Genomic DNA, 24,114 nt, shown 5'->3' on the forward strand with positions numbered 1-24,114 from the left:
CTACATCACGGAGCTTCGATGCCTACAGCATTTTTCACGCGCCGCACCGCCCCGCCCTTGTCGGAGCGCATTCCATGAGCGCGGCATGGAACGACAATAGCCCCATCTACCGCCAGCTCAAGGCCCGGGTGGTGGGCATGATGCTCGATGGCGTGCTGCAGTCCGGCGACGCCCTGCCGTCGGTGCGCCAGGTGGCGGCCGATTATCAATTGAATCCCATCACGGTTTCGCGCGCCTATCAGGAACTGGTCGACGATGCCCTGGTGGAAAAACGCAGAGGACTTGGTATGTATGTCTTGGATGGCGCCCGCGATAAATTGCTGGCCAGTGAACGCGAACGCTTCATGCGCGAAGAATGGCCGGCGATGCTGGAACGCATCACGCAACTGGGCCTGGACCTCGATCAACTGCTGCAAGCGAGCCGCGACAGTGGCGCACAGGGAGAGAGCGCATGAATGCATTGAACAACGATAGCGTCATCAGCGCACGCGGCTTGCGCAAGCAATATGGCAAGCAGGTGGCCATCGATGGCATCAGCTTTGATATCGCGCCAGGGCGCATCGTCGGCCTGATCGGGCCTAACGGCTCCGGCAAGACCACCACCCTGAAAGCCATCCTGGGCCTGACGGGCTTCGAGGGCGAGCTGTCCGTGCTGGGACGCGACCCGCGCGTGCAGCGCGACGCGCTGATGGAGGACGTGTGTTTCATCGCCGATGTGGCCATCCTGCCGGGCTGGCTGCGCGTGCGCGATGCGATCGATTTTGTCGCCGGCGTGCATCCGCGCTTCGACCGCAGCAAAGCCGAGCGCTACCTGGCCCACACCAAGCTGGCGCCGAAGATGCGGGTCAAGAGCATGTCAAAAGGCATGATCGTGCAATTGCACCTGGCGCTGGTGATGGCCATCGACGCCAGGCTGCTGGTCCTGGATGAACCCACCCTGGGCCTGGACATCCTGTACCGCAAACAGTTTTACCAGAACCTGCTGGAAGACTATTTCGATGAAAACAAGACCATCATCATCACCACGCACCAGATCGAAGAAGTCGAGCACATCCTCAGCGACCTGATGTTCATTCGCGACGGCAAGATCGTGCTGGCCTCGTCGATGGAAGAAGTGGGCGAACGCTACATTGAAGTGATGGTGGGACCGCAGCACGTGAATCCGGCGCGCGCGCTGCAGCCGATCAGCGAACGCAGCGTCTTTGGCAAGTCCGTGATGCTGTTCGATGGCGTCGCCCGCAGCCAGCTGGCCACCCTGGGAGAATTGCACACGCCGAGCCTGGCGGACCTGTTTGTCGCGACCATGAAAGGATCGTACCCATGAGCATCACCCCTGTGAACAAAATGAAATGGCTGATCCGGCGCGAATTGTGGGAGCACAAGGGCATGCTGCTGTGGACGCCCGCCATCATCGGCATCGTCATGACGGCGCTGGCCGCCCTGATGACGGCAGGCGCCGTCGCCAAGCTCAAGATGCGCACGGCGCTGATCATCAACGGCGAAGAAATGTCCTGGAGCGCCGTCTTCAACACCCGGACCTTGAGCCCGCGCCGGACGGAAATCATCGACACCATCGCCAACAACTATACCTACGTGGCCGCGCCGCTGTTCCTGGCCCTGGGCTTCCTGGTATTTTTCTATTGCCTGAGCGCCCTGTATGACGACCGCCGCGACCGCAGCCTGCTGTTCTGGAAGTCGCTGCCCGTCTCCGACGCCCAAACGGTGCTGTCGAAGCTGGCCATCGCCATCGTCGTCACGCCGCTGATCGTGGTCGCCGCGGCCTGCCTGACCTCACTGGCGCTGATCCTGATACTGAGCGGCGTGCTGGCGCTCAACGGCATCTATGTCTTGACGGAACTGCTGGCCGCGCCGGGCTTGTATCTCGGCCCGCTGCGCCTGTTCGGCCTGATTCCCGTCTATGCCCTGTGGGCCTTGCCCACCGTGGGCTGGTTGCTGATGGTATCGAGCTGGGCACGCTCGAAGGTCTTGTTCTGGGCCCTCGGCGTGCCACTGCTGCTGCTGGTCCTGACCGTCTGGGTCGGCAAGCTGAGCATGACGGAAGCCGATATCGGCTGGATACAAATGAACGTGATCGCGCGCGCCCTGCTGGGCACGATTCCAGGCAGCTGGTACCTGTTCGAGCCGGGACTGCTGCCACACATCAACACCATGGGACCAGGCTCGCAGATGGCGCGCATCGACATCTTCGCCAACTCCTGGTCCAGCCTGGCCATGCCAGCGGCCTGGCTGGGCGCGGCGGCCGGCGCTGCCATGCTCTACGCCGCCATCCGCCTGCGCGGCTGGCGCGAAGAAGGCTGAGCTGGGTGGCGCCCTGCGCGTATGCCAGCCCGGCATACGCGCAGCTGGCCGGCTGGAATCAGGCCCGCGTCAGCTGGCCGATCACGCTGGCCACCTTGGCGGTGATCATGTCGACGGCGGGGCCATTCGCACCATGCGGCAAAATGACATCGGCATTGCGCTTGGTCGGTTCGATGAATTGCTTGTGCATCGGGCGCACGGTTTCCAGATACTGCTCGATGACGCTTTCCACCGAGCGGCCGCGTTCCGTGATATCGCGTTGCATGCGGCGGATGAAGCGCACGTCGGAGGCCGTATCGACAAAGATCTTCAGCGACATCATGTTGCGCAAGTCTTCGTCATACAAGGCAAACAGGCCTTCGATGACGATCACCGGCGCCGGTTTGACGCGAATGGTCCGGCTGGAGCGGTTGTGCAGCGTGAAGTCGTACTCGGGCATCTCGATGGCTACACCATTGCGCAAGGCCTGGATATGCTGCACCAGCAAAGACCATTCGAACGCCTGCGGATGGTCGTAATTCTGCTGGCGCCGCACTTCAGGGGTGAGGTGCGTCTGGTCGCAGTAGTAATCGTCCTGCATCACGACGGAGACCATGTCGGCGCCAAACGACGCCAGCACTTGTTGGGATACGGTGGACTTGCCACTGCCGCTGCCGCCAGCGACACCAATAACAAACGGTTGGAAGGAAATAGTATTCATGCCGAATGATACCGGAAACATGAGCGGACCGACAGGGAGCGGCTGCAAAGCCGGGCCTGTCACGCGCCATGCACCAGCCGCGCATACAGCTCGGCCACCCGCTCTGCCGTGATGCCGTCGCGCTGTTCGATGGCCAGCGGATGCTCCGTCGGCTCCAGCTCGATGGATGGGCGCACGCCATCGTCGCGCAGGTGGACGCGGGTTTTCAGGTTCAGGGTATCCGGGTACACGGGCAGCTGCGTGCTCAGCCAGCCGAAGAAGGGGCCGATGTGCGCCCGCTGCGCGTCATTGAAGCAGGCATCCCAGGAGTCGAAGCTCTCGCCGCTCAGTGACACCCACACGCCCCAGCTGAACGGCTCATCCGAGCCATGCACGGGGATGTCGATGGTGGCGCGCACGAAACAGTGCGCTTCATCGACGATGCAGGCGTCGCTGTCGAGCTGGCAGCGCGCTTCGCGCTCTGCGGGCGCCATCTGCTCATACAGCCACGGCGCATCGGCGCCGAAGCTGGGCATGCCCGTGTGGGTTTCGCCGCAGGAGCGGCACAGGAAGGAAAACGTCACGCGCCGATGCCGCTTTACTCGAACTGCTTGCGGAACGCTTCGAATTGCGCCGCCAGGCCATCGAAGTCGCTGCGCAATTGCAGCACTTCCTGTTCCAGCTGGGCCACCCTGCTGCCCTGCTGCGGCGCGCTGACGGCGCCGGCGAAACCGGCCGCCGTCTCGATCTGCGCCAGCGCTTCTTCGCCGCCCAGCAAATGGCCGTAGCGCGGCTCCTTGGCGCCGGGAGCGACCGCCAGCTTGGCCACCAGCGGCGGGTATTTGTCGATCAGGAACTGCAAGCCGGATTCCACTTCCGCCACGGACTTGAATTCATGCACGCGGCCGCTGCGGCTGCGGATCTCGCCCGCCGTCTGCAAGCCGCGCAGCATCAGGATCGTCAGGATGGCCAGCTTATCCTGTTCCAGCGACCACTTGATGCGCATGCGGTGTTCATACTTGGCGACCCTGGCACCGGCCTGCGTGATGCCGTTGACGAATTTGCGCTGCATCAAACGCTGCAGCACGTCGTACACGGTTTCCTCGGACAGGGCCATGACGGGGTCGCGGCTCGACAGCTGGTTGCAGCCGTTCGTCAGGGCATTCAGCGAGAGCGGATAGCTGTCCGGCGTCAGCGCTTCCTTTTCGGCCAGCACGGCCAGCACGCGGATCTCGAAGGGGTCGAGCAGATTCGGATTGTCGCTGCTCTTTTCTGCTGCGTTTTCAGCTATGTTTACGTCTGTAGTCATGCCTGTATCCTTAATCAACCAGCTTGTTCATTTGCTCAGAATCAAATTTATCACACTCAGGCACAGCCTGGCAGCAGATGCCCGCCGCCTTCAGGGTGGCGACGATGGTTTCGATGCGCTGCTCCTGCGCCACGGCATGCGTGATCAGGCCCTGCAGGGCTTTCGACAGCGGATCGTCGCCGTTCGGCGTGACGCCATACGCGGCGAACAAATGCGCCGTGCTGCCCTCGCGCAAGGCGCTGACATCCTTTTGCACGATGTGCGCGGGGTTGCCGACGGCCGTGGCGCCGGACGGCACGGGTTTCAACAGCACGGCGTTCGAGCCCACCTTGGCGTACTCGCCCACGGTGAAACTGCCCAGCACCTGGGCGCCGGCACCGACGATGACGCCGCGCTCCAGGGTCGGATGGCGTTTGCTTCCGCTGTGCAGCGAGGTGCCGCCCAAAGTGACGCCCTGGTAGATGGTGCAGTCGTCACCGACGACGGCCGTCTCGCCGATCACCACGCCGAAGCCATGGTCGATGAAGACGCGCCGGCCGATGACGGCGCCCGGATGGATCTCGATGCCCGTGATGATGCGGGCGATATAGGAAATGAAGCGCCCCACCCACTTCATGTGCCGCTTCCAGCACCAGTGCGCCCAGCCATGCATGACGATGGCGTGCAAACCCGGATAACAGGTCAGCACCTCCCAGCCATTGCGGGCGGCGGGGTCACGTTCAATGATGCTGTTGATATCTTCGCGCAGGTGGTGGAACATAATGACAATGGATAAGGTGGAACGCAAATGGTAGCGTATTCGGCGGCGTGCTGCCGGAGAGGCAGATAAACAACCGCCGCCTCAAGGGCGGCGGCTGATCAAATGCACTCAACCCAACGGCGAAAGTGCCGGGGTCGTACCCTGAGGGTACGACCCCAGGATTTGCTTTTGGGGTAAAAATAGATCAAGCAAATGGCACGCCGAGGACTTGTACTCTTATTTCGGCTCCAGCGCGATGCGCTGGCGGCGGGCTTCGTAGAGGCACACGCCGGAGGCGACCGACACGTTCAGACTCTCGACGGAGCCGAACATCGGGATGCTGACGAGGATGTCGCAGGTGTCGCGCGTCAAACGGCGCATGCCTTCGCCTTCGGAACCCATGACGAGGGCCGTCGGGCCAGTGAAATCGGCTTCATACAAGCCTTTTTCGCCATCGTCGGTGGTGCCGATCAGCCAGATGCCACGCTCTTTCAATTCACGCATGGTGCGCGCCAGATTCGTCACGGTGATGTACGGGACGGTTTCGGCGGCACCGCTGGCGACCTTGGCAGCCGTGGTATTCAAACCCACGGCGCGGTCCTTCGGCACGATGACGGCATGTGCGCCGACGCCGTCGGCCACGCGCAGACAGGCGCCCAGGTTGTGCGGGTCGGTAATGCCGTCGAGTATCAACAGCAGCGGCGGGCCGTCGATGGCGTCCAGCAGCTCATCGAGATTGCGCGCCAGCGACAGCTGCGACGCAAAGGCGATCACGCCCTGGTGGCGGCGCGTGCCGACGATCTTGTCCAGACGCGACGAATCGACGGGCATGACGCGCACGTTGGCAGCCTTGGCGGCGGCGATCATGTCTTTCATGCGGCCATCGACGCGGCTGGCATCGACGAAAATTTCTTCCACGGACGACGCTTCATGACGCAGGCGCGAGGTGACGGCGTGGAAGCCGAAAATCATTTTATTCTTCATGTGTTATCGCTTCTTTTAACGCTTGCTTTTGCTTGTTTTTGATACAGTTTTTGCTGCACGTGGTGCCGCTGCGGCAGGTGCCGCAGCAGGTTTCTTGCTGCGCTTGGTCGCGGCGGCCTTGGGGGCTGCCGCCTTGGGGGCTTCCTTCAGGACGGCCTTGGCTGCAGGCTTGGCTTGCGCCTTGGCGCCGTTGGAACGGCCGCCGGAACCATTGCCGGGTTTGCCACCGTTGTTGACGCTGGCTTTGATCTCATGGCGCTGCTCTGTCGCAGGACCAGGCTTGAGCATCGATTTCTTTTCGCCCTTGCGCTTGCCGCCGCCGTTCGGCTTGGCTGGCGCTTCTTCGCCCGCCAGTTCCGCATCGGTCACCAGGCGCAGGTCGATCTTGCGCGTTTCCAGGTCGACTCTTGCCACTTGCACCGTCAGACGGTCGGTCAATTGATAACGCTTGCCCGTGCGTTCGCCGCGCAATTCATGGCGCGCATCGTCGTACTGGAAGTAATCGGTGCCCAGCTCGGTGACGTGCACCAGGCCTTCGACAAACAAGGTGTCAAGTTGCACGAACACGCCGAAGGTGGTCACGCCGGTGATGGTGCCGGTGAATTCCTCGCCCAGTTTGTCCTGCATGAAGTAGCACTTCAGCCAGGCTTCCACGTCGCGCGACGCTTCGTCGGCGCGGCGCTCGTTGGCCGAGCAATGCACGCCCAGCGCGTCCCAGATCGTCAGATCGGTCTTCTTCGGCTTGCCGTCGGCCTTGTCCTTGGCTTGCTGCTTGCGCGTGGCGTTCGACACGTTGGTGTTCAACACGACGTTATCGGACAGCTTCGGCTCGTACTTCTTGCCTTGCAAAATAGCCTTGATGGCACGGTGCGTCAGCAGGTCGGGATAGCGGCGGATCGGGCTGGTGAAGTGGGCATACGCCTCGTATGCCAGGCCGAAGTGACCGATATTGTCGGGGCTGTAGACGGCTTGCTGCATCGAACGCAGCAACATCGTTTGCAGCAGGGCCGCGTCGGGACGCAGCTTGATCTGCTGCATCAGGGTCTGGTAATCCGAGGCCGATGGCGTGTCGCCGCCCGTCAGGTTCAGGCCAACCTGCTTGAGGAAGGTGCGCACTTGCGTGAGCTTTTCCTTGGTCGGGCTGGCGTGAATGCGGTAAGTGCCTGGATGCTTATTGCGCAGCAACAAGTCGGCCGCGCAAACGTTGGCCGCCAGCATGCACTCTTCGATGATCTTGTGCGCTTCGTTACGCGTGCGGGGAATGATCTTTTCGATCTTGCCCGCGCTATTGCAGACGATATACGTTTCCGTCGTCTCGAAATCGATGGCGCCCCGCTCCGTGCGGGCTTTCAGCAAGGCGCGGTAGACGGCATCCAGGTTTTGCAGGTGCGGCAGGATGTCCGCGCGGCGTGCCGCTTCGGGTCCTTTGGTGTTGCCCAGCACGGCAGCGACTTCGTCATACGTGAGGCGCGCGGCAGAGTGAATCACGGCCGGGTAGAACTGGTACGCCTTCAGTTCGCCCTTGTCGCTGACGACGGCGTCGCAGACGAGGGTCAGACGGTCGACTGCCGGGTTCAGCGAGCACAAGCCATTCGAGAGTTTTTCCGGCAGCATCGGAATCACGCGGCGCGGGAAATACACGGACGTGCTGCGCTCAAGCGCATCGATATCGAGCGCGTCATTCGGCTTCACGTAATGGCTGACGTCGGCAATCGCCACGATCAGGCGGAAGCAGTTGGCGCGGCCGATCTTGACGGGTTCGCAATACACGGCATCGTCGAAATCGCGCGCGTCTTCGCCGTCGATGGTGACAAGTGGCACGTCGCGCAAGTCGACACGCTCTTTCAGGTCGGCGTCGCGCACTTCGAACGGCAGTTTTTCTGCCTGTTTCAGGGCGGCGGCGGAGAAAATGTGCGGCACATTGAATTTGCGCACGGCAATTTCAATTTCCATGCCTGGGTCATCCAGGGCGCCCAGCACTTCGACGATCTTGCCGACCGGCTGCTTGAAGCGCATCGGTTGCTCGGTCAGCTCGACGCTGACGATCTGGCCGGCTTTCGCCTTGCCCACCGAACCGGTGACTAAAATGTCCTGACCGATGCGCTGGTCTTCCGGCGCCACGACCCAGGTGCCGTTTTCCTGGATCAGACGGCCGATCACGTGGCTATTGGCGCGGTAAGTGACTTCGACGATCGTGCCTTCCGGGCGGCCGCGGCGGTCGGTGCCGACGATGCGGGCCATGACCTTGTCGCCATGCAGTACTTTCTGCATTTCTTTCTCAGGCAGGAACAGGTCGGCGCTGGCGTCGTCGGGAATGACAAAGCCGAAGCCATCGCGGTGGCTGGTGACGCGACCGGCGACAAGCGCGCTCTGGTCGGCCAGGCTGAAAACACCGCTGGCGTCAGACTTGAGCTGGCCGTCGCGCTCCATCGCCTTCAGGCGACGGACCAGGACATCCATGGAATCGGCATGCACTTGCAGCGTTTTCCCGAGAGACTGCGGGTCAAGAGGCGCGTTGACGCTGCGGAATATGCCGAGAATGTCCTCCCGGCTGGGGATGGTGTGGGTATTTTGGCTCAAAAGTATTTCTATAGTTGTTATTGACAGTGATCAAACGGAAGACAAAGACCGATGACATCACCGTCAATATTGACACGGTGATGTGCGGTAGTGTACCGGAGGACGCCTTGGTTTGCCTAACGGACAGCGTGTCGGAAACAGTACAAGACGCCCGCCGATGAAAAAAAGGAGAAAAGCTGCGCAATGCATTTGACTTCGGCAAATATTGCTCTATAATCCTGGTCTCTTGCAGCGACAAACCCTCACGGGAATGCAGTTGCAGGAAAGCGGTACAGGGTTGATGTGCAGTATGGAGCGAAAGCTCATCTGGCGCAAAACTCTTCAAGTCGCTATAATAGCAGAATTGTTGCTAAGTTATTTTGCAACAAGTAATACAGCAGCATCAGTGCCCACGTGGCGGAATTGGTAGACGCGCATGGTTCAGGTCCATGTGCCTTCGGGTGTAGGGGTTCGAGTCCCTTCGTGGGCACCATTACCTAATTCGCAAAAAGGCCGCAAACTTTCACGAGTTTGCGGCTTTTTTCATTTCCGCAGCGAAAAGCCCTCGCCCCCCCCAAGCAAGTCGCCAGACATGGCCGCAGACAGAAACCTGCAAGAAAACGCTGAAAAAAGAGGCAAATTTGAGCTTTTTTCATAGGCAGCAGCCGTTTTCAGGCGAAAAAACATGTTTCTTGAAGAAAAGTGCAAAATGTTGATTGACCGAATGCGCGCCAGCCCTTATGATTTTGTCCTCGCTGCAGAACACGCAGCGACAAGCAGCAAGCAGTAACAATGCCCACGTGGCGGAATTGGTAGACGCGCATGGTTCAGGTCCATGTGCCTTCGGGTGTAGGGGTTCGAGTCCCTTCGTGGGCACCACCAGCAACAAGTTGTTGATTGTTGTGATCCGCAGTACAGTAGCAAGATAGTAGTAACAAGCAGCACAATGCCCACGTGGCGGAATTGGTAGACGCGCATGGTTCAGGTCCATGTGCCTTCGGGTGTAGGGGTTCGAGTCCCTTCGTGGGCACCACCAGCAACGAGCTGTTTTCGTTGTAGTCCGCAGTACAGTAGTGAGATACAGTAGCAAGTAGTAGCAGCATCAGTGCCCACGTGGCGGAATTGGTAGACGCGCATGGTTCAGGTCCATGTGCCTTCGGGTGTAGGGGTTCGAGTCCCTTCGTGGGCACCATTACCTAATTCGCAAAAAAGCCGCAAACTTTCACGAGTTTGCGGCTTTTTTCATTCCAGAATGCCGCGCAGTCTTCCCGACCCGCGGCACCCTCCCCTTACTTGGCCAGCGCCGCCTTCACGGCGTCAAGCAGGCGCGTCGTCGGACGGCCAATCAGCGCGCTCAATTGCTTGCCATGGTCTTCCAGGCCACCCCTGGCCGCGCCCGCATCGGAATCGGCCAGCAGATCGGCAAAGCCTTCCGGCACGCCCACGCCCACCAGCGCCGCCTTGAAGTCAACCTGCGGCAAATCGTTATACACAATCGCCTTGCCCGACTGGCGCGCCACTTCGGCCGCATATTCGGCCAGGGTAAAGCTCTGGTCGCCAGCGAGTTCATAGATGGCTTGCGGTTTGTCGGCCGTCAGGACGGCGGCAGCGGCGGCTGCGTAGTCAAGACGCGCGGCGGACGAAAAACGCCCGTTTTGCGCCGCGCCCAGCACCACACCATGCTCGAGCACGGGCGCCAGGTGTTCCGTATGGTTTTCCAGGTACCAGCCGTTGCGCAGGAAAGTGTACGCCAGGCCGGACGCGCGAATCGCCGCTTCCGTAATAACGTGCTCGGCAGCGAGGCCCAGCGGCGACGTGTCGGCGCGCAACACGCTGGTGTAGGCCAGCAGGGCCACGCCGGCCCGCCTGGCCGCATCGATGACGTTCTGGTGCTGCTGCGCACGCTGGCCCACTTCGCTCGACGAAATCAGCAAAATCTTCGTTGCACCTTTGAACGCCGCGTCGAGACTGGCGCCATCGCTGTAGTCAGCCTGGCGCACTTGCACGCCCAGTGCCAGCAGGTTGGCGGCCTTGGCCGGATTGCGCACGGCGGCGATGATGCTGGCTGCGGGAACGGATGTGAGCAGGCTGGCGATGACGTGCTGGCCCAGCTTGCCTGTGGCGCCGGTGATGACAATCATGATTTCTCCTTGGTACGTGGGTGGTAAAACCCTATAATAGGAGTATTACTTACTTATTGTAAGTACGTACCTTTTGGTAAGTATGAATTAAAACGACAATTGTAAGGCCAACTATCATGTCCACAGACACCCCCGGCGCCAGCCTGCGCGCCGCCCTCGCCCGGCAAAACCAGGGAGCGCATCTGCTGGCAGCCGCCTGCCCGTCGCGCGCCGTGCTCAGCCACCTGACCAGCCGCTGGGCCGTGCTGGTACTGGTATTGTTGCTGAGCGGCACGCGGCGCTTCAGCGAACTGCGCCGCGAAGTGGGCGGGGTCAGCGAAAAAATGCTGGCGCAGACCCTGGAAGCGCTGGCGGGCGACGGCTTCGTGCTGCGCCAGGCCTATCTGGTGATACCGCCCAAGGTGGAATACAGCCTCACGCCGCTGGGACGCGAAGCGGCCGAACGCCTGGCCGTGCTGGTCGACTGGATCGAAGATAATTACCCGCGCATCGAACAGGCGCGCGCCGAACTCGCGCTGCCGTACGCACAAAACGCAGCGTAACACGGCGCGCAAACGCATTGCTTTTGACCATCAAGAATTATCGTTTACTCCTCCTTGCCTTGATGTAATACTAGCCTCACAATACGCGTAAGGACGCGACATCATGAATCAGTTGATTTCTTCCATCGCCGACCGGGCCAACGTGCTACTGGTCAGCAATTCGCCGAACGATGTGCGCGAACTGCTGTATGTGCTGGACCGGCATAATCTGGGCACGGGACTGGCGGGCGATATCGACGAAGGTGTGGAACTGGCCGCTGGCGGCACGGACCTGATCCTGCTCGACGCGGCCCTGGCCGGCACGAATATCGGCGCCACCTGCATGCGCCTGCGCAATGCGGGCGGACGCCATGGCGTGCCCCTGCTGCTGATGTCAGCAACCCCCAGCGCCGAAGAACAGGGGCGCAGCGTGGGCGCCGGTGCTTCCGACTACATCAAGATGCCCTTCAATGCGCGCGATGTGGCGGAAAAAATCCTCATGGAACTGGCGCTGCACAAGGCCGAGGCGTCCGCCGCCCGCCCTTCCGCCACCCTTGCCACACCGCCGCGCCCCCTGCATCCGCAAACGCTGGAAGTCAATTACCACTCCATCCTGGCCGGCTCGCCCGATGCCGTGCTGCTGTTCGATATCGACAACCGCCTGCTGATCGACGCCAACCACCTGGCCGAAGAACTGTTCGACATGCCGCTGGCCAAGCTGCTGCAAGGCGGCATGGAGCCGCTGTTCCCCAAACATCAGAGCGATGGCCGCGCCTCGCCGCAATTGCTGGAAGAAAAGATCCGCGATACCTTGCAAGGCAAGATCGTCGTCTTCCGCGCCAGCTGCTGCCACCGCGACAACCACCCGATCGCCTGCGAAATCCGGCTGATGCGCTTGTCCGTGCCGGGCCGCCAGCTGGTGCATGCGCGCATCATCGACTTGACCGAACGCAACCTCGCCGACGCGATGCGCGCGGGCCAGAGCGCCTTGCTGGAAATGGTCGCCAAGGGCGCGCCCCTGATCCCCACCCTGAACCAGCTGCTGCTTTTGATCGAAGGCCAGTCGCGCGGCGTGCTCTGTTCCATCATGCTGCTCGACGATGACGGCATCCACATGCACAGCGCGGCCGGCCCCAGCCTGCCGCCCGAGTACATGGCCCTGCTCGAAGGCATGGCCATCGGCCCCGGCGTGGGTTCCTGCGGTACGGCCATGTTCCTGCGCGAACCGGTAGTGGTCAGCGACATCATGCACGATCCGCTGTGGGCCCCCTACTGCGAGCTGGCCGCACCGTTCGGCTTGCGCGCCTGCTGGTCGCGCCCCATCTTCGGCCAGGATGGCAGCGTGCTCGGCTCTTTCGCCATGTACTACCGCGAAGTGCACCAGCCCGGTGCGCGCGACCTGGAACTGATCGACACGGCAACCGACCTGGCCGGCATCGCGATTGGCCGCATGCGCCACGAACGCGAGCTGCAGCGCCACCGCGCCCACCTGGAAGAGCTGGTGGCCGTACGCACGGCGGCCCTGACGCAGGCCAAGGAGCATTCGGAGCAAACCAACCTGGAACTGGCCGCGGCACTGGAAAACCTGTCCATCACGCAAGCAGAACTGGTGCGCCGCGACAAGCTGGCCGCGCTCGGTGCGCTGGTGGCCGGCATCGCGCATGAACTCAATACGCCGATCGGCAACGGCCTGGTGGTGGCCACCACCATGGCCGAGCGCACGCGCGAAATCCAGGCCAGCTTCCTCGATGGCTTGCGCCGCTCCGAACTGGGCGCCTACCTGACCCAGGCCAGCGAGGCGGACGCCATCATGCTGCGCAACCTGCAGCGCGCCGCCGACCTGGTCTCGAGCTTCAAGCAGATCGCCGTCGACCGCGCCAGCTCGCAGCGCCGCCATTTCCTGCTGCGCCAGTTCGTCGCCGAACTGATGCTGCCCATGTCCACGCCCCTCAAGGCTGCCGGCCTGAGCCTGACGCAAGACGTGCCGGACGGTCTGGCCATGGACAGCTACCCCGGTCCGCTGGGCCAGGTGCTGAGCAACCTGCTGGAAAACTGCCTGCGCCATGCCTTCGAGGGCCGCAGCGGTGGCAATATCGCCATCGCCGCGTCCAGCAGCGACGACGGGCAGACGATCAACCTGTCCATCAGCGATACGGGCGTGGGCATCGCCGCCGACGACCTGGTGCATGTCTATGACCCCTTCTTCACGACCAAGCTCGGTTCCGGTGGGTCGGGCCTGGGCCTGCATGTGGCACACAACATCGTCACGGGCGTGCTGGGCGGCCATATCGACGCCATCAGCAGCACCGGCGCCGGCAGCGGCACCACCTTCACCCTGCAGCTGCCCGCCGCCGCGCCGCAATCGCCCGCCCCCTGAATGGCAGGCACGCTACAATGCCCGCAGGCTTTTCTTTCGGAGCACCCATGAAATACCTGATCGCCACGGCCCTGCTGGCCGCTTGCGCCTGCGCAATGGCCGGACCGGCGCCCTGGTACCAGTGGCGCAGCAAGGTCGACGGCACCCTGTCATGCGCCCAATCGACCTTGGGATTTGGCTGGGAACTGGCCTCTGGCCCCTACAAAGATAGCCGTTGCGAAAAACCGGCGCTTGTTAAATAATGGGGACATGACCACACGGGGCACCGGCTTGAGAGCAAGCGATGGCATTGCGGCGTCGAAAGAGTATGGAACGATAAGAACGTATCTATTCAAACCGAGGAGACCACATGTTTACGAATCCCGAACAATTCGCATCGGCCACCAAGGCCCTGTTTGAATTCCAGCTGATGACCTTCAACACCCTCACCTCCAAGGCCGTGCAAGGCGTGGAACAGGTGCTGGCGCTGAACATGGCCACCGCCAAGTCCGGCATCGAGGATGGCCTTGCCGCCGGCAAGGAAATCAGCCAGGCCAAGGATCCGAAGGCCGCCATGGCCGCCGCCGCCGCCCAGCTGCAACCGGGCGTGGCCGGCGCGAAAGCGTATAAACAGCAACTCGACGACATCATCAAGGAAATCCACACGGAATTCACCACGGCCGCCGAAGCCCATGTGGCCGAAGCGAAAAGCAATTTGAGCGCCCTGATCTACGACGTCACGAAAAACGTGCCGCCAGGCTCGGAAAACGCCGTGGCCATCGTCAAGGCTGCCATCGACAATGCCTTCCTCGGCTACGAGCAAGTCACCAAGGCCACCAAGCAAGCCGTGAAAACCGTGGAAGATCAAATTGCCAAGGCCAGCGCGCAAGTGGCGCAAGCCACGGCGGGCGCGCAAGCTGCGGCTGAAAAGGCGGCGCCGGCGGCCAAGCCGAAGGCGGCTAAAAAGTAAGCGATGTAGGTCGGATTAGCGCGGCAACGCCGCGCGTAATCCGACGCATTGTTGGCGCTAACGGTGATGTCGGATTACGCGCTTGCGCGCTAATCCGACCTACCCGACCTACAACGAATCCACCGGCACGATCCAGTACCCGCACCGCCCCCTCCAGCAGATATTCGCAGCCCGCCAACACCCACCGAAAGATAGCCAACTCCTAGCTGCAGAAATCCTCGCATGCCTTCGCGCCCACGGCGCCGTCCAGCTGCCGGCGCCAGGCCACCATGCGCCACGCAGCCCAGGCGGCGGACACGGCGCCCGCAACGAGGATCAGGCGCGTGTCGATCAAGGTCAGCACGGAGCCGCTCAGGGCGACGATGATGTTGGCGATGCAAAAGGTGGTGGCCAGCAAGCCCATCACGGCACCCTGCCCGTGCGCGCTGAAGCGCTCGGCGCACCAGCCCTGGATCACCGTGTTGTACAGCGCATTCGGTATGCCGAACAGCACGATGGCGGCGATGCCCACCCAGATATTGCCCAGCGCCAGGATCCCGACGGCCAGCGCCACGCCGCAGGCATACCAGCTGGCGCGCAGCAAGGGCGCGTGGCGGCTGGGCCCGCCTGCCAGCAAGGACGTGATGGTCATCGTGCCGCACAAACCCACATTCACCCAGGCAATCTCCTGTGCATGGTAAGCGGCCGTCTCGACCAGCCACAGCGGATAGAACTCATAAAAACTGGCCACGCCGCAAGTGAACGCCAGTTGCACGATGAACAGGGTGCGCAGTTCCTCATGGCGCAGCAAGTTCAGCGAATGGCGGTCGCGCGCCACTTGCCACCACGACGTCGTCAAGAGCGAGGGCGTTTCGCGCGGCAAGCCCACGGCCACCAGCACGGCGACGAGCATCAGGGCGGCGGCAGCGATCCAGAACGGCACCGTCACGCCCCAATGCAGGGTCGCGCCCGCCAGGATCGGGCCCACCAGCCAGCCCAGATAAAACGCGCCATTCAACCACGACATGGCGCGCAGGCGCAGCGGTCCCGTCAGCTGGTCGGCCAGCATGGCGCGCGCTACCGCACCGTTTCCCTCCAGCAAACCCGTGATGAAACGGGCGACAATAAACAGCGGATAGGACTGGATCACCAGCGCCCAGGCCGTAATCGCATGGCCGATGGCGGCGCCCACGGCCGTGCGCATCAGCAAGGGACGGCGGCCATAGCGGTCCGACAGCGGCCCCAGCAAGGCCGAGCCGATCAGCAAGCCCAGCGGGTTGATGGTCAGCGCCAGGCCGAACAGCAATTTGGAGGGCAAGCCGAGGAAATTGTTGAAGGCATTCGGCGCCTCGGCGGCGAACAGCGGCGGCAGGATCGGATAGGGCAGCGAGGCGCCGATGGTCGACAGCAGCGCCAGCAGACAGGCGGCGGAAATCAGGATGATGTTTTTCATGCGGGTTTGGCGGATTTCAATCTGGCAAGCATACGTGACCATGCCACACCAGCAAACTTAAATGTTTATGAATGATGCCCATCATTACCGCCGTGAAGCGTGCCAGACACCGCCTCGGCTATCATGCCAACATGAATCACGATTTCACGATTAACAGGGCAAACATGACACTGTCAGAAATGGAACAGCAACACGGCTTTACTTACCCTTCGCTGTACCGCCAGCTGGAGCGCGACGGCATGCTGGCCGTGGGCGAATATGGCCCCGACTGGTACAAGCTGGTCTATCCCACATTAAAAGATAAACCCACCCTGCTGCTGCATGCCGATGATTTCGAATTGCTCAATATCGAGGCCGTTGCCGAAGCAGCGGACACCTTGCGCGACGCGGACGATTATCGGCAGATCGACCCCGCCTTGCAGTTCATCCCGTTCGCGCAAACGGGCGCGGGCGACCATTACTGTTTTTTCGCTTCCAGCGAGCAGGACGGCGAGATACCGATCGTGCTGCTGTGGCATGACCAGAATGAAGCCCAGTACCTGGCGAAAAACCTGCACGACTTCGTGTTTCACATGTTGTTGAACAGCATGGCGGACCAGGATACCTACAACGACGTCAGCGATGAGGAATTCAGGGAGCAACTGACAAAAACCCTGGGCACGCATGCGCGCTACCTGACGGCGCGGCAAGCTGAAGTGTTGCAGACTTTGCTGGCAAGGGACATCGTCGATTACGAGATCAATCTGCCCAAAGGAAGAAAAGAGGCGCATCGGGGCTTGCTGACCGATATAGAACTGGCCGGCCTGCGCGCCGACCTGATTCCCTACGAAAAGTTCGACAGCTGTTTCGCCTACAGCACGGCTGGCTGAACATAATTCGCTGGGCAAGAGGCGGCGGAAGGTTTAAACTGTATATAAACACAGTAAAAACCATCGCCTTGCCACTTGCCCTATTACCATCCCCATGCTGAGAGTCCTGGAAAATCCCCTGTACTATCTGGACAATTTCCAGGACGTGCTGAACTGGATCAGCGCGCGTTACGCCGATCTGCTGAGTCTTGAGGAAACGCAATTCATCGCCGCATTCGGCGCATTGCCGCAGCCGTCGCGCGCGCTGTTCGTGCGTCTCGTCATGCGCAAGGGCTGTCTGTTTCGCGCCAGCAAGCTCAATTACCCGGAAATCGGCGACACGCGCGCCGCCGCCCTGCCCTTGCTCGATACGGGCTGGGTCGAAGCCGATCCCGCCATCTCGCTCGATGCGCTGTTCGAGCAACTGCTGAAAGGGGAAATCGCCCAGGCGTTCCACCTCGCCGCGCCCCTGAAGGCGGCGCGCAAGGCCGAGCAACTGGAAGCCTTGCGCGAGCAGCATGCGGACAATAAACCGTTTTCCGCATGGCATCCGGCCTCCGGCGACGTGCTGTACCGCATCGGCCTGCAAGCGCTGTGCGACCGCCTGCGCCTGATTTACTTTGGCAACTATCACCAGGACTGGTCGGAATTCGTGCTGTCCGACCTCGGTGTGTACCAATACGAAAAGGTGGAATTCTCGCCGCAATCGCGCGGTTTTCGCACGCGCCAGGATATCGAGCACTATGAAGTGCTGCACCAGTGCCGCGAACGCTACAACGACAGCGCGCCGGCAGACGATGTGCTGCAGGAACTGGCCGCGTTGCCCTTGTCCGAGGACAATACCTGGCTGGCCAGCCGGCGCGACAAGCTGCGCTTCCAGATCGCCCAGCACCTGGAGAAATGCCAGGACTGGCCCGCCGCTTACCGCGCCTACGCCGATTGCCGCTATCCGGGCGCGCGGGGGCGCGCCATCCGCGTGCTGGAAAAAGATGAGCAGCCGCAAGCGGCCTACGAACGCCTGATGATCGCCCTGGCCGCGCCGGAAAGCGAAGCGGAACATCAATTGCTGCTGCGCATGGCACCCCGTTTGCGGCGCAAGCTGGGCCATGCGAAACAGGCGCCCAGCGCGGCGGCCAGCGTCGAGCGCATCGACCTGCTGCTGCCGTATACAGGCGAAGCGTGCTACGTGGAAGGGGTGGTGCAGCAGCATTTGATGCAGGACGACGCGCCCGTGTATTACGTGGAAAACACCCTGATCAACTCGCTGTTCGGCCTGCTGTGCTGGCCAGCCATCTTCAAAGCCATGCCCGGCGCCTTTTTCCACCCGTTTCACCGTGGCCCGGCCGACTTGCACAGCGCCGATTTTCACCAGCGCCGCAGCCTGGACTTCGCCGCCTGCCTGGCCCAGCTGGACGACGGCACATATCACGCGACGATACGCGCCACGCTTGCCGCCAAGCATGGCATCGTCTCGCCCTTCGTCAGCTGGGAGGTGCTGGACGATGGCTTGCTGGACCTGGCGCTGGCCTGCATCCCGGCCACCCACCTGAAGAAGGCGTTCGAGCGCATCTTGCTCGACATCAAAAGCAACCGCAGCGGCTTTCCCGACCTGATCCAGTTCTGGCCGGCCGAGCAGCGCTACCGCATGATCGAAGTCAAGGGCCCGGGCGACCGCCTGCAAGACAACCAGCTGCGCTGGATCGCGTATTGCGCCGAGCACGCCATGCCCGTCAGTGTGTGCTACCTGCAGTGGCAGGCGGCAGCATGAGCCGCAACACTTACACCATCGCCGTGCGCGCCCTGTGCGAATTCACGGCCAAGGTGGGCGACCTGGACTTGCGCTTCACGCCGTCCCCCACGGCGCAGGAAGGCATGGCCGGCCACGCCACCGTCACGAGCCGGCGCGACGACAATTACCAGCGCGAAATCAGCCTGTCTGGCGACTTTGGTCCCCTGCATGTACGCGGCCGCGCCGATGGCTACGATCCGGCGCGGCGCCAGCTGGAAGAAATCAAGACCTACCGGGGCGACCTGGCCGCCATGCCAGCCAACCACCGCCAGCTGCACTGGGCGCAGGCGCGCATCTATGGCCATTTGCTGTGCCGGCAACTGAACCTGCCCATGCTGCGCGTGGCGCTTGTGTACTTCGACATCGTGAGCCAGAAAGAAACCGTGATGCACGAGGAATGCACGGCCGAGGCGCTGCGTCTGTTCTTCGAGCAGCATTGCGCCCTCTTCCTCGACTGGGCCGAGCAGGAAATGGCGCACCGCGCCAGCCGCGACGCGCAGCTCACCAGCATGGCCTTTCCCCATGCGGACTTTCGTCCGGGCCAGCGCCAGCTGGCAGAAGCCATGTACAAGGCCAGCAGCCGTGGCTGCGGCTTGCTGGCGCAGGCGCCCACGGGCATCGGCAAGACGGTGGGCAGCCTGTTTCCCATGTTGAAAGCGACAGCCGCGCATGGCCTCGATAAACTGTTTTTCCTGGCCGCCAAGGTGCCGGGGCGGCAAATGGCGCTCGACGCCTGCGCCATCCTCAAGGATAGCGCCCCGCTACTGCCGCTGCGCGTGCTGGAACTGAGCGCCAAGAGCAGCGCCTGCGAACATCCTGACAAAACCTGTCACGGCGAATCATGCCCGCTGGCCAAGGGTTTTTACGACCGCTTGCCGCTGGCGCGCGAGGTGGCGCTAACCAGCGGTTTAATTTTGGACAAGGAAGCCGTGCGCGCCATCGCCTTGCAGCAAGGTATTTGCCCCTATTATCTGGGCATGGAATTGGCGCGCTGGAGCGACGTCGTCATCGGCGACTACAATTATTACTTCGACCTCAGCGCCATGCTGTACGGCATGACCCTGGCCCACGACTGGAAAGTCAACGTGCTGGTCGACGAGGCGCACAATATGGTGTCGCGCGCGCGCAGCATGTATTCCGCCGAGCTGGAACAGATCAATCTGAAGCTGCTGCGCAAGTTTGCGCCCGAAGGGCTGAAAAAGCCGCTGGACCGCCTCTCGCGCCAGTGGACGGCTTTATTAAAAGAACAGGATGGCGACTATCACGTGCATCCCGCCTTGCCCGAGAAATTCTTTGGCGCCCTGCAAGGGGTGGCCACGTCCATCGGCGATTACGCGGCCGAGCATGCGGCGGCGCTCGACGAACACTTGCAGCGCTTTTATTTCGACGTGCTGCTGATCAACCGCCTGGCAGAGAGCTTTGGCGCGCATTCGCTGTTCGACGTCAGCAAGACTGACACGGGTAGCACTGTGTGCATCCGCAATATCGTCCCTGCCCCGTTTCTCAAGGAACGCTTCGCGGCCAGCCACAGCACGGCCCTGTTTTCCGCCACCCTGAGTCCGTGGAATTACTACAGCGACACCCTGGGCATGCCGGCCGACACGGCCTGGGTCGACGTGGAATCGCCGTTCCAGGCGGAGCAATTATCCGTGCGCGTAGCCGACAGCATTTCCACGCGCTACCAGCACCGCGCCGCGTCCTTGCTGCCCATCGCCCAGCTGATGGCGCGCCAGTACGCAGAAACGCCGGGCAATTATCTGGCTTTCTTCAGCAGCTTTGATTACATGGAAAAGACGGCCACGCTGTTTGCCCAGCATTACCCGGACGTGCCCCTCTGGCAGCAGCCGCGCCGCATGGATGACGCTGCCCGCGCGCAATTTCTGGGCCGTTTCGGCCTGGACACGCGCGGCATCGGCTTTGCCGTGCTCGGTGGCGCGTTTGGCGAAGGCATCGACTTGCCCGGCGCGCGCCTGATCGGCGCCTTCATCGCCACCCTCGGTTTGCCGCAGATCAATCCCGTCAACGAGCAGATCCGCCAGCGCATGGGCGACATCTTCGGCGCCGGCTACGACTACACCTATTTATATCCGGGCATGCAAAAAGTGGTGCAGGCGGCAGGCAGGGTCATCCGCACGCAGTCGGACAAGGGCGTCGTGTATCTGATCGACGACCGTTTTTCACGGCCGGAAATCCGCCAGCTCTTGCCGACGTGGTGGGATGTGCAGCTGGCCAGCTAGCCAACCAGTAATTTGAGCTTCTGGTAGCCCGCCTTGCTCACGGGGATCCGCGTGTCATCGCGCAAGATGGCCACGTGGCTGTCTTTGGTAGCCGCCTCGATGCGGCGGATGCCATCGATATTGAGCAGATACGACCTGTGCACGCGCAGGAACTTGGCGGGATCGAGCTGGGTCTCCAGCTCCGACAGTCGCTGGCTTTTCAGGTAAGATTTGCCCTCGGAACGGATGCTGATGTAATCGTCCTGCGCCTCGATGTAGTCGATGCGCGCGCTGGCGATCACGTGGACCTTGGCGCCATCGCGTATCAGCACGCGGTCCAGTGGTGCGGCGCGCGTGGCCGCCTCGCGCGCCAGCGTTTGCACAGCCTCGGGCGTGCCGCGGCTGGCGCGCGCATGGGCCAGCGCCTGCTCGAAGCGCTGTTCGCTGAATGGTTTCAACAGGTAGTCGAGGGCATGGCATTCGAACGCCTTCAGGGCATACTGGTCGTAGGCGGTGACAAAGATCAGCTTTGTCTTCGCGCCGATCAGTTCGGCCACTTCAAAGCCGTCCAGGCGCGGCATCTGGATGTCGAGGAAGACCAGTTCCGGCTCCAGTTCCGCGATGGCCTTGACGGCGTCAAAACCGTTGGCGCATTCGGCCACGATGTCGATATCATCATGGCGCGCCAGGTATTCGCGCAACACGCTGCGCGCCAGCAATTCATCGTCGACGATGGCCACCCGCATTCTTGCCTGCATCATGCTTCCTCCGTGTCGCCGGTCTGCGCCGGCATGGAAATCATCACTTCGAAATGGCCGTCGCGCCGGCCCCAGTGCACGCTGGCCTCGTGGCCATACGCGCCCGCCAGGCGCTGGCGCACGTTCTCCAGCCCTACGCCATTGCCGCGAGCTGGCCCTTGATCCGCATCGACCGGGTTGCGCACGGCGATCTGCAACAGGCTGCCCACGCGCCGCACCTCGATGGCGATCAAGCCACCCTCCGTCAAGCCGCAGATGCCGTGCTTGACGGCATTTTCCACCAGCGGCTGTATCAGCATGGGCGGCAGCAGACACGCCAGCGCGGCAACGTCGATGGCTTCCGCCACTTGCAGGCGTGCGCCGAAACGCACTTGCTCGATGGCGAGAAAGTGGCGGATCAACACCAGTTCCTGTTCCACGGTAATGTGCTTGTGCGCTTCCAGGCTCAGGCTCTGGCGAAAGAAACTGGCCAGCTGCACCGTCATCTGGCGCGCGCCCGCCGCATTGATGGACGTCAGGGCGCTGATCGAGTTCAGGCTGTTGAACAGGAAATGCGGATCGATCTGCGTGCGCAGCATGCGCAGTTGCGCTTCCTGCGCCATCAGCTGCGCTTCCAGGCCCCGCTGTTCGGCCATCCTGGCGCGCACGAATTCCAGCAACAGATAATGCACGGCGGCGGCCAGGCAATACAGCAGCGCGCCCAGGCCGAAGAACAGGGCCAGCATCGACTGCGTCAGGTTCACGCCCAGCCAGCGCACGTCCGGCAACAGGCTGACGCTGTTCAAAAATTGCAGCAGGGTCGCCCACAGCAAGCCCGCGAACAGGGCCGCCACGCTCATCACGCCAGCGATGGCGAGCGGATGGCGGGCGTGCAAGGGGTAGGCGCGGCACAGGTAAAACGCGGAAAACCCCGAGCCGATCGCATACACGAGCGTGGCGGGCACCACCAGCAGGGTCGCATTGAGCCAGGGCGCATGGGCCACCCTGGCCAGGATGAACGCCAGCGCCAGGCCCAGCGCGATGCACACCAGGAACACCACCACGGCACCGCGCCGCTTCGACAAGGGCCCGGACATGCGCGCCTAGTTGCGGATTTCCAGGCCGCCCATGATGGCGTAGCCCGTCACGTACAAACGCTTGTTCTGGTTCGGCGGCACGATGGTCTTTTCTTCGAAGCCGCCGAGGATGGGCGTGCCCTGCAGCACCACGCTCCAGTCGGGCGGAATCTTGATGGTGACGCCGCCACACAAGGCGAACACGTTGAGCACGGCTTCGCCTTCGATCGATGCCTGGCGCAAGTCGATTTCGCAGCCGGCCATGATGACATTGATATCGCCGCCCCTGAAGCGCTGCGACGACACGCGCCGCACATAGCCGCCGAGGATGGCCGTCACTTCGATGATGCTGTCGTCGTCCGCCTGGCCGCTGGCGCCGGGCGCTGCAGTGGTATCGGCGGCGTCCTTGTCGAGCGACACGGCGCCATTCCTGGCCTGGCCAAATGCGTCAGGCGCTGCCGTGCTGTCTTGCTGCGCGGCAAAGCGCCGGCGCCGCTGCCGCTGCTGTGCGCCGGGCAAGGACTTCGACACCACGGCCACGCCCAGGCCGATAATCAGCAAGGGCCACAGCAAGTCCCAGTTCATGTAAAAGATGCCCATGTGCTTGAGGGTCCAGACCACGCCCAGCAGCACCAGCATGCCACCCAACAAATAGCCGTTCGCGCTGCGGCTTTGCGACAGTTTCAGCAGGCCAAACACGATTAGCGCCGTGGGCCAGAAGCGAAAGGTGTAGCGCACATTAATAAAACCGAGGTTATCGAGCAGGAACAACAGCCCCAGGCCGATGACGATGACGCCCAGCACGATCTGCGATGGCGAGTGCAGCGGCGGTTTATTTTTCATGCTCGGACTCCCGGTAGGCAATAAAATGTTTGTTCAGCAGCGGTTCCAGCACGAGGCCCGCGCCCCAGGCGATCAGCAAGGCTGGCCAGCTATTGTAGAAATTCAAATTCCACAGTTCTTCATACGAGACATACCACCAGGCAGCAAAAAAGATCAGCCACAGGCCGCTCAGTACCTGCTTGGCGGACACGGGCGTGAGCAGCTTGTTGAGGCCGAAGACGACCAGTATCAGCGGCCAATAATGCCATAGAGCATAGTAATCGTGGAGATAGATCACATCGAGCCGGTCCAGCAGGATGACGGCGCCGATGGCGATCAGCAGCACGCCCCACAGCAGCTGGGTACGGCGGCAATAAGCTGGTTCAGGTTTCACGGTCACCCCTTGAAGTTGGTTGATCGTAAAGATACGCGGATTTCGGCGAGGGGAAAACACCGTTTCGGCGAATGGCGGACAGGTGACGGTGAATGGCGCAGGGGCCAGAACGACAGGCAAACCGGCTGACGCCGGCCTTGAAAGGGTTCGCAGTACACACCGCGACCTGGAGTTGCAGTGCACAGCCGCAGAGCGCGAACGCGCCGGCAGCAAGAATCTGGTG

General features: G+C 62.1%; 22 protein-coding genes and 4 tRNA genes. 14 read left to right on the forward strand and 12 right to left on the reverse strand.

The genetic code is table 11. The annotated features are described in order from the left end of the window. Positions 1 to 74 precede the first annotated feature (74 nt). The 3 genes from CLU93_RS02245 to CLU93_RS02255 are packed head-to-tail and all read left to right on the forward strand — an operon-like array spanning position 75 to position 2,319. Entirely contained in the window at positions 75 to 455 is a 381-nt protein-coding gene (locus CLU93_RS02245; RefSeq protein WP_071078177.1) for a GntR family transcriptional regulator, read from the forward strand. Then, positions 452 to 1,324 carry an ABC transporter ATP-binding protein gene (locus CLU93_RS02250; RefSeq protein WP_099759827.1) on the forward strand — a complete coding sequence of 291 codons (873 nt, stop codon included), beginning with the start codon at positions 452 to 454 and terminating at the stop codon, positions 1,322 to 1,324. The genes CLU93_RS02245 and CLU93_RS02250 overlap by 4 nt, the downstream gene beginning before the upstream one ends. After that, positions 1,321 to 2,319, forward strand: a complete 999-nt coding sequence (locus CLU93_RS02255; RefSeq protein WP_099759828.1) for a hypothetical protein — start codon at positions 1,321 to 1,323, stop codon at positions 2,317 to 2,319. The genes CLU93_RS02250 and CLU93_RS02255 overlap by 4 nt, the downstream gene beginning before the upstream one ends. 58 nt (positions 2,320 to 2,377) lie before the next feature. Here CLU93_RS02255 and udk read toward each other — a convergent pair whose 3' ends face one another. The 6 genes from udk to rnr all read right to left on the reverse strand — a co-directional run bounded on the left by udk (position 2,378) and on the right by rnr (position 8,610). After that, on the reverse strand, positions 2,378 to 3,019 hold the full coding sequence (udk, locus tag CLU93_RS02260; RefSeq protein WP_099764195.1) for a uridine kinase: 642 nt from the start codon (positions 3,017 to 3,019) through the stop codon (positions 2,378 to 2,380). A gap of 59 nt (positions 3,020 to 3,078) precedes the next feature. Further along, positions 3,079 to 3,582, reverse strand: a complete 504-nt coding sequence (locus tag CLU93_RS02265) for a DUF2199 domain-containing protein (protein ID WP_099759829.1) — start codon at positions 3,580 to 3,582, stop codon at positions 3,079 to 3,081. 14 nt (positions 3,583 to 3,596) lie between these two features. Next, complete coding sequence (locus CLU93_RS02270; protein WP_099759830.1) at positions 3,597 to 4,307, reverse strand: YceH family protein; 711 nt, start codon at positions 4,305 to 4,307, stop codon at positions 3,597 to 3,599. Positions 4,308 to 4,317: 10 nt separating this feature from the next. Further along, the gene (cysE, locus tag CLU93_RS02275) at positions 4,318 to 5,067 is read right to left on the reverse strand and encodes a serine O-acetyltransferase (protein WP_099759831.1); all 750 of its coding nucleotides are present in this window, start codon (positions 5,065 to 5,067) and stop codon (positions 4,318 to 4,320) included. A gap of 216 nt (positions 5,068 to 5,283) precedes the next feature. Continuing rightward, complete coding sequence (gene rlmB / locus CLU93_RS02280; protein ID WP_099759832.1) at positions 5,284 to 6,030, reverse strand: 23S rRNA (guanosine(2251)-2'-O)-methyltransferase RlmB; 747 nt, start codon at positions 6,028 to 6,030, stop codon at positions 5,284 to 5,286. A 15-nt stretch (positions 6,031 to 6,045) separates the two neighbouring features. After that, complete coding sequence (rnr, locus tag CLU93_RS02285) at positions 6,046 to 8,610, reverse strand: ribonuclease R (RefSeq protein WP_099759833.1); 2,565 nt, start codon at positions 8,608 to 8,610, stop codon at positions 6,046 to 6,048. Positions 8,611 to 8,997: 387 nt separating this feature from the next. On the opposite strand from rnr, the gene CLU93_RS02290 reads away from it, so the two are divergent. The 4 genes from CLU93_RS02290 to CLU93_RS02305 all read left to right on the forward strand — a co-directional run bounded on the left by CLU93_RS02290 (position 8,998) and on the right by CLU93_RS02305 (position 9,781). Next, positions 8,998 to 9,082 (forward strand) — tRNA-Leu (locus CLU93_RS02290). Positions 9,083 to 9,383: 301 nt separating this feature from the next. After that, positions 9,384 to 9,468, forward strand: a tRNA-Leu gene (locus CLU93_RS02295). Positions 9,469 to 9,537: 69 nt separating this feature from the next. After that, a tRNA-Leu gene (locus CLU93_RS02300) sits at positions 9,538 to 9,622 on the forward strand. 74 nt (positions 9,623 to 9,696) lie between these two features. Continuing rightward, positions 9,697 to 9,781 (forward strand) — tRNA-Leu (locus CLU93_RS02305). A gap of 97 nt (positions 9,782 to 9,878) precedes the next feature. Here the strand turns inward: CLU93_RS02305 and CLU93_RS02310 are convergent. Continuing rightward, positions 9,879 to 10,730: an SDR family oxidoreductase gene (locus CLU93_RS02310; protein ID WP_099759834.1), complete on the reverse strand. Its 852-nt coding sequence runs from the start codon at positions 10,728 to 10,730 to the stop codon at positions 9,879 to 9,881. A gap of 116 nt (positions 10,731 to 10,846) precedes the next feature. Here CLU93_RS02310 and CLU93_RS02315 point away from each other — a divergent pair, with 116 nt between their 5' ends. From CLU93_RS02315 to phaP, 4 genes are all read left to right on the forward strand, one after another. Continuing rightward, positions 10,847 to 11,272: a winged helix-turn-helix transcriptional regulator gene (locus tag CLU93_RS02315; protein WP_099759835.1), complete on the forward strand. Its 426-nt coding sequence runs from the start codon at positions 10,847 to 10,849 to the stop codon at positions 11,270 to 11,272. A 103-nt stretch (positions 11,273 to 11,375) separates the two neighbouring features. Continuing rightward, a complete protein-coding gene (locus CLU93_RS02320) occupies positions 11,376 to 13,628 on the forward strand; it encodes an ATP-binding protein (protein WP_099759836.1) in 2,253 nt (750 codons plus the stop codon). A gap of 47 nt (positions 13,629 to 13,675) precedes the next feature. Then, a complete protein-coding gene (locus tag CLU93_RS02325; protein ID WP_071078190.1) occupies positions 13,676 to 13,870 on the forward strand; it encodes a hypothetical protein in 195 nt (64 codons plus the stop codon). Between the two features lie 107 nt (positions 13,871 to 13,977). Beyond that, entirely contained in the window at positions 13,978 to 14,577 is a 600-nt protein-coding gene (gene phaP / locus CLU93_RS02330; RefSeq protein WP_071078191.1) for a TIGR01841 family phasin, read from the forward strand. 202 nt (positions 14,578 to 14,779) lie between these two features. On the opposite strand, the gene CLU93_RS02335 is transcribed toward phaP, so the two are convergent. Next, a complete protein-coding gene (locus CLU93_RS02335; RefSeq protein ID WP_099759837.1) occupies positions 14,780 to 16,009 on the reverse strand; it encodes an MFS transporter in 1,230 nt (409 codons plus the stop codon). Positions 16,010 to 16,173: 164 nt separating this feature from the next. Between CLU93_RS02335 and CLU93_RS02340 the strand changes: the two genes are divergently transcribed. From CLU93_RS02340 to CLU93_RS02350, 3 genes are all read left to right on the forward strand, one after another. Next, entirely contained in the window at positions 16,174 to 16,878 is a 705-nt protein-coding gene (locus CLU93_RS02340; protein WP_099764196.1) for an SMI1/KNR4 family protein, read from the forward strand. A 94-nt stretch (positions 16,879 to 16,972) separates the two neighbouring features. Beyond that, positions 16,973 to 18,625, forward strand: coding sequence for a VRR-NUC domain-containing protein (locus CLU93_RS02345; RefSeq protein ID WP_099759838.1), 1,653 nt, complete (start codon positions 16,973 to 16,975; stop codon positions 18,623 to 18,625). Further along, on the forward strand, positions 18,622 to 20,883 hold the full coding sequence (locus tag CLU93_RS02350; protein WP_099759839.1) for an ATP-dependent DNA helicase: 2,262 nt from the start codon (positions 18,622 to 18,624) through the stop codon (positions 20,881 to 20,883). Before CLU93_RS02345 ends, CLU93_RS02350 begins: the two co-directional genes overlap by 4 nt. On the opposite strand, the gene CLU93_RS02355 is transcribed toward CLU93_RS02350, so the two are convergent. Genes CLU93_RS02355 through CLU93_RS02370 form a run of 4 tightly spaced genes read right to left on the reverse strand, consistent with a single transcriptional unit; the run spans position 20,880 to position 23,891 of the window. Next, positions 20,880 to 21,608 (reverse strand): LytR/AlgR family response regulator transcription factor, encoded by a 729-nt coding sequence (locus CLU93_RS02355; RefSeq protein WP_099759840.1) that lies wholly within the window; start codon positions 21,606 to 21,608, stop codon positions 20,880 to 20,882. The two genes, CLU93_RS02350 and CLU93_RS02355, sit on opposite strands and share 4 nt — an antisense overlap. Before the next feature lie 11 nt (positions 21,609 to 21,619). Next, positions 21,620 to 22,696 carry a sensor histidine kinase gene (locus CLU93_RS02360; RefSeq protein ID WP_099759841.1) on the reverse strand — a complete coding sequence of 359 codons (1,077 nt, stop codon included), beginning with the start codon at positions 22,694 to 22,696 and terminating at the stop codon, positions 21,620 to 21,622. A 6-nt stretch (positions 22,697 to 22,702) separates the two neighbouring features. Then, positions 22,703 to 23,518, reverse strand: a complete 816-nt coding sequence (locus tag CLU93_RS02365; RefSeq protein ID WP_099759842.1) for a LiaI-LiaF-like domain-containing protein — start codon at positions 23,516 to 23,518, stop codon at positions 22,703 to 22,705. Next, positions 23,508 to 23,891 (reverse strand): LiaF transmembrane domain-containing protein, encoded by a 384-nt coding sequence (locus CLU93_RS02370; RefSeq protein ID WP_257224841.1) that lies wholly within the window; start codon positions 23,889 to 23,891, stop codon positions 23,508 to 23,510. Before CLU93_RS02370 ends, CLU93_RS02365 begins: the two co-directional genes overlap by 11 nt. Positions 23,892 to 24,114: the final 223 nt, after the last annotated feature.

Source organism: Janthinobacterium sp. 35 (assembly GCF_002754575.1).
GTDB classification, from domain to species: domain Bacteria; phylum Pseudomonadota; class Gammaproteobacteria; order Burkholderiales; family Burkholderiaceae_D; genus Janthinobacterium; species Janthinobacterium tructae.

Bases quoted from the DNA above. Each gene is read 5' to 3' on its own strand.
- CLU93_RS02245 (WP_071078177.1), top strand. From the start codon at position 75: ATGAGCGCGGCATGGAACGACAATAGCCCCATCTACCGCCAGCTCAAG.
- CLU93_RS02250 (WP_099759827.1), top strand. From the start codon at position 452: ATGAATGCATTGAACAACGATAGCGTCATCAGCGCACGCGGCTTGCGC.
- CLU93_RS02255 (WP_099759828.1), top strand. From the start codon at position 1,321: ATGAGCATCACCCCTGTGAACAAAATGAAATGGCTGATCCGGCGCGAA.
- udk (WP_099764195.1), bottom strand. From the start codon at position 3,019: ATGAATACTATTTCCTTCCAACCGTTTGTTATTGGTGTCGCTGGCGGC.
- CLU93_RS02270 (WP_099759830.1), bottom strand. From the start codon at position 4,307: ATGACTACAGACGTAAACATAGCTGAAAACGCAGCAGAAAAGAGCAGC.
- cysE (WP_099759831.1), bottom strand. From the start codon at position 5,067: ATGTTCCACCACCTGCGCGAAGATATCAACAGCATCATTGAACGTGAC.
- rlmB (WP_099759832.1), bottom strand. From the start codon at position 6,030: ATGAAGAATAAAATGATTTTCGGCTTCCACGCCGTCACCTCGCGCCTG.
- CLU93_RS02310 (WP_099759834.1), bottom strand. From the start codon at position 10,730: ATGATTGTCATCACCGGCGCCACAGGCAAGCTGGGCCAGCACGTCATC.
- CLU93_RS02315 (WP_099759835.1), top strand. From the start codon at position 10,847: ATGTCCACAGACACCCCCGGCGCCAGCCTGCGCGCCGCCCTCGCCCGG.
- CLU93_RS02320 (WP_099759836.1), top strand. From the start codon at position 11,376: ATGAATCAGTTGATTTCTTCCATCGCCGACCGGGCCAACGTGCTACTG.
- CLU93_RS02325 (WP_071078190.1), top strand. From the start codon at position 13,676: ATGAAATACCTGATCGCCACGGCCCTGCTGGCCGCTTGCGCCTGCGCA.
- phaP (WP_071078191.1), top strand. From the start codon at position 13,978: ATGTTTACGAATCCCGAACAATTCGCATCGGCCACCAAGGCCCTGTTT.
- CLU93_RS02335 (WP_099759837.1), bottom strand. From the start codon at position 16,009: ATGAAAAACATCATCCTGATTTCCGCCGCCTGTCTGCTGGCGCTGCTG.
- CLU93_RS02340 (WP_099764196.1), top strand. From the start codon at position 16,174: ATGACACTGTCAGAAATGGAACAGCAACACGGCTTTACTTACCCTTCG.
- CLU93_RS02345 (WP_099759838.1), top strand. From the start codon at position 16,973: ATGCTGAGAGTCCTGGAAAATCCCCTGTACTATCTGGACAATTTCCAG.
- CLU93_RS02350 (WP_099759839.1), top strand. From the start codon at position 18,622: ATGAGCCGCAACACTTACACCATCGCCGTGCGCGCCCTGTGCGAATTC.
- CLU93_RS02355 (WP_099759840.1), bottom strand. From the start codon at position 21,608: ATGCGGGTGGCCATCGTCGACGATGAATTGCTGGCGCGCAGCGTGTTG.
- CLU93_RS02360 (WP_099759841.1), bottom strand. From the start codon at position 22,696: ATGTCCGGGCCCTTGTCGAAGCGGCGCGGTGCCGTGGTGGTGTTCCTG.
- CLU93_RS02365 (WP_099759842.1), bottom strand. From the start codon at position 23,518: ATGAAAAATAAACCGCCGCTGCACTCGCCATCGCAGATCGTGCTGGGC.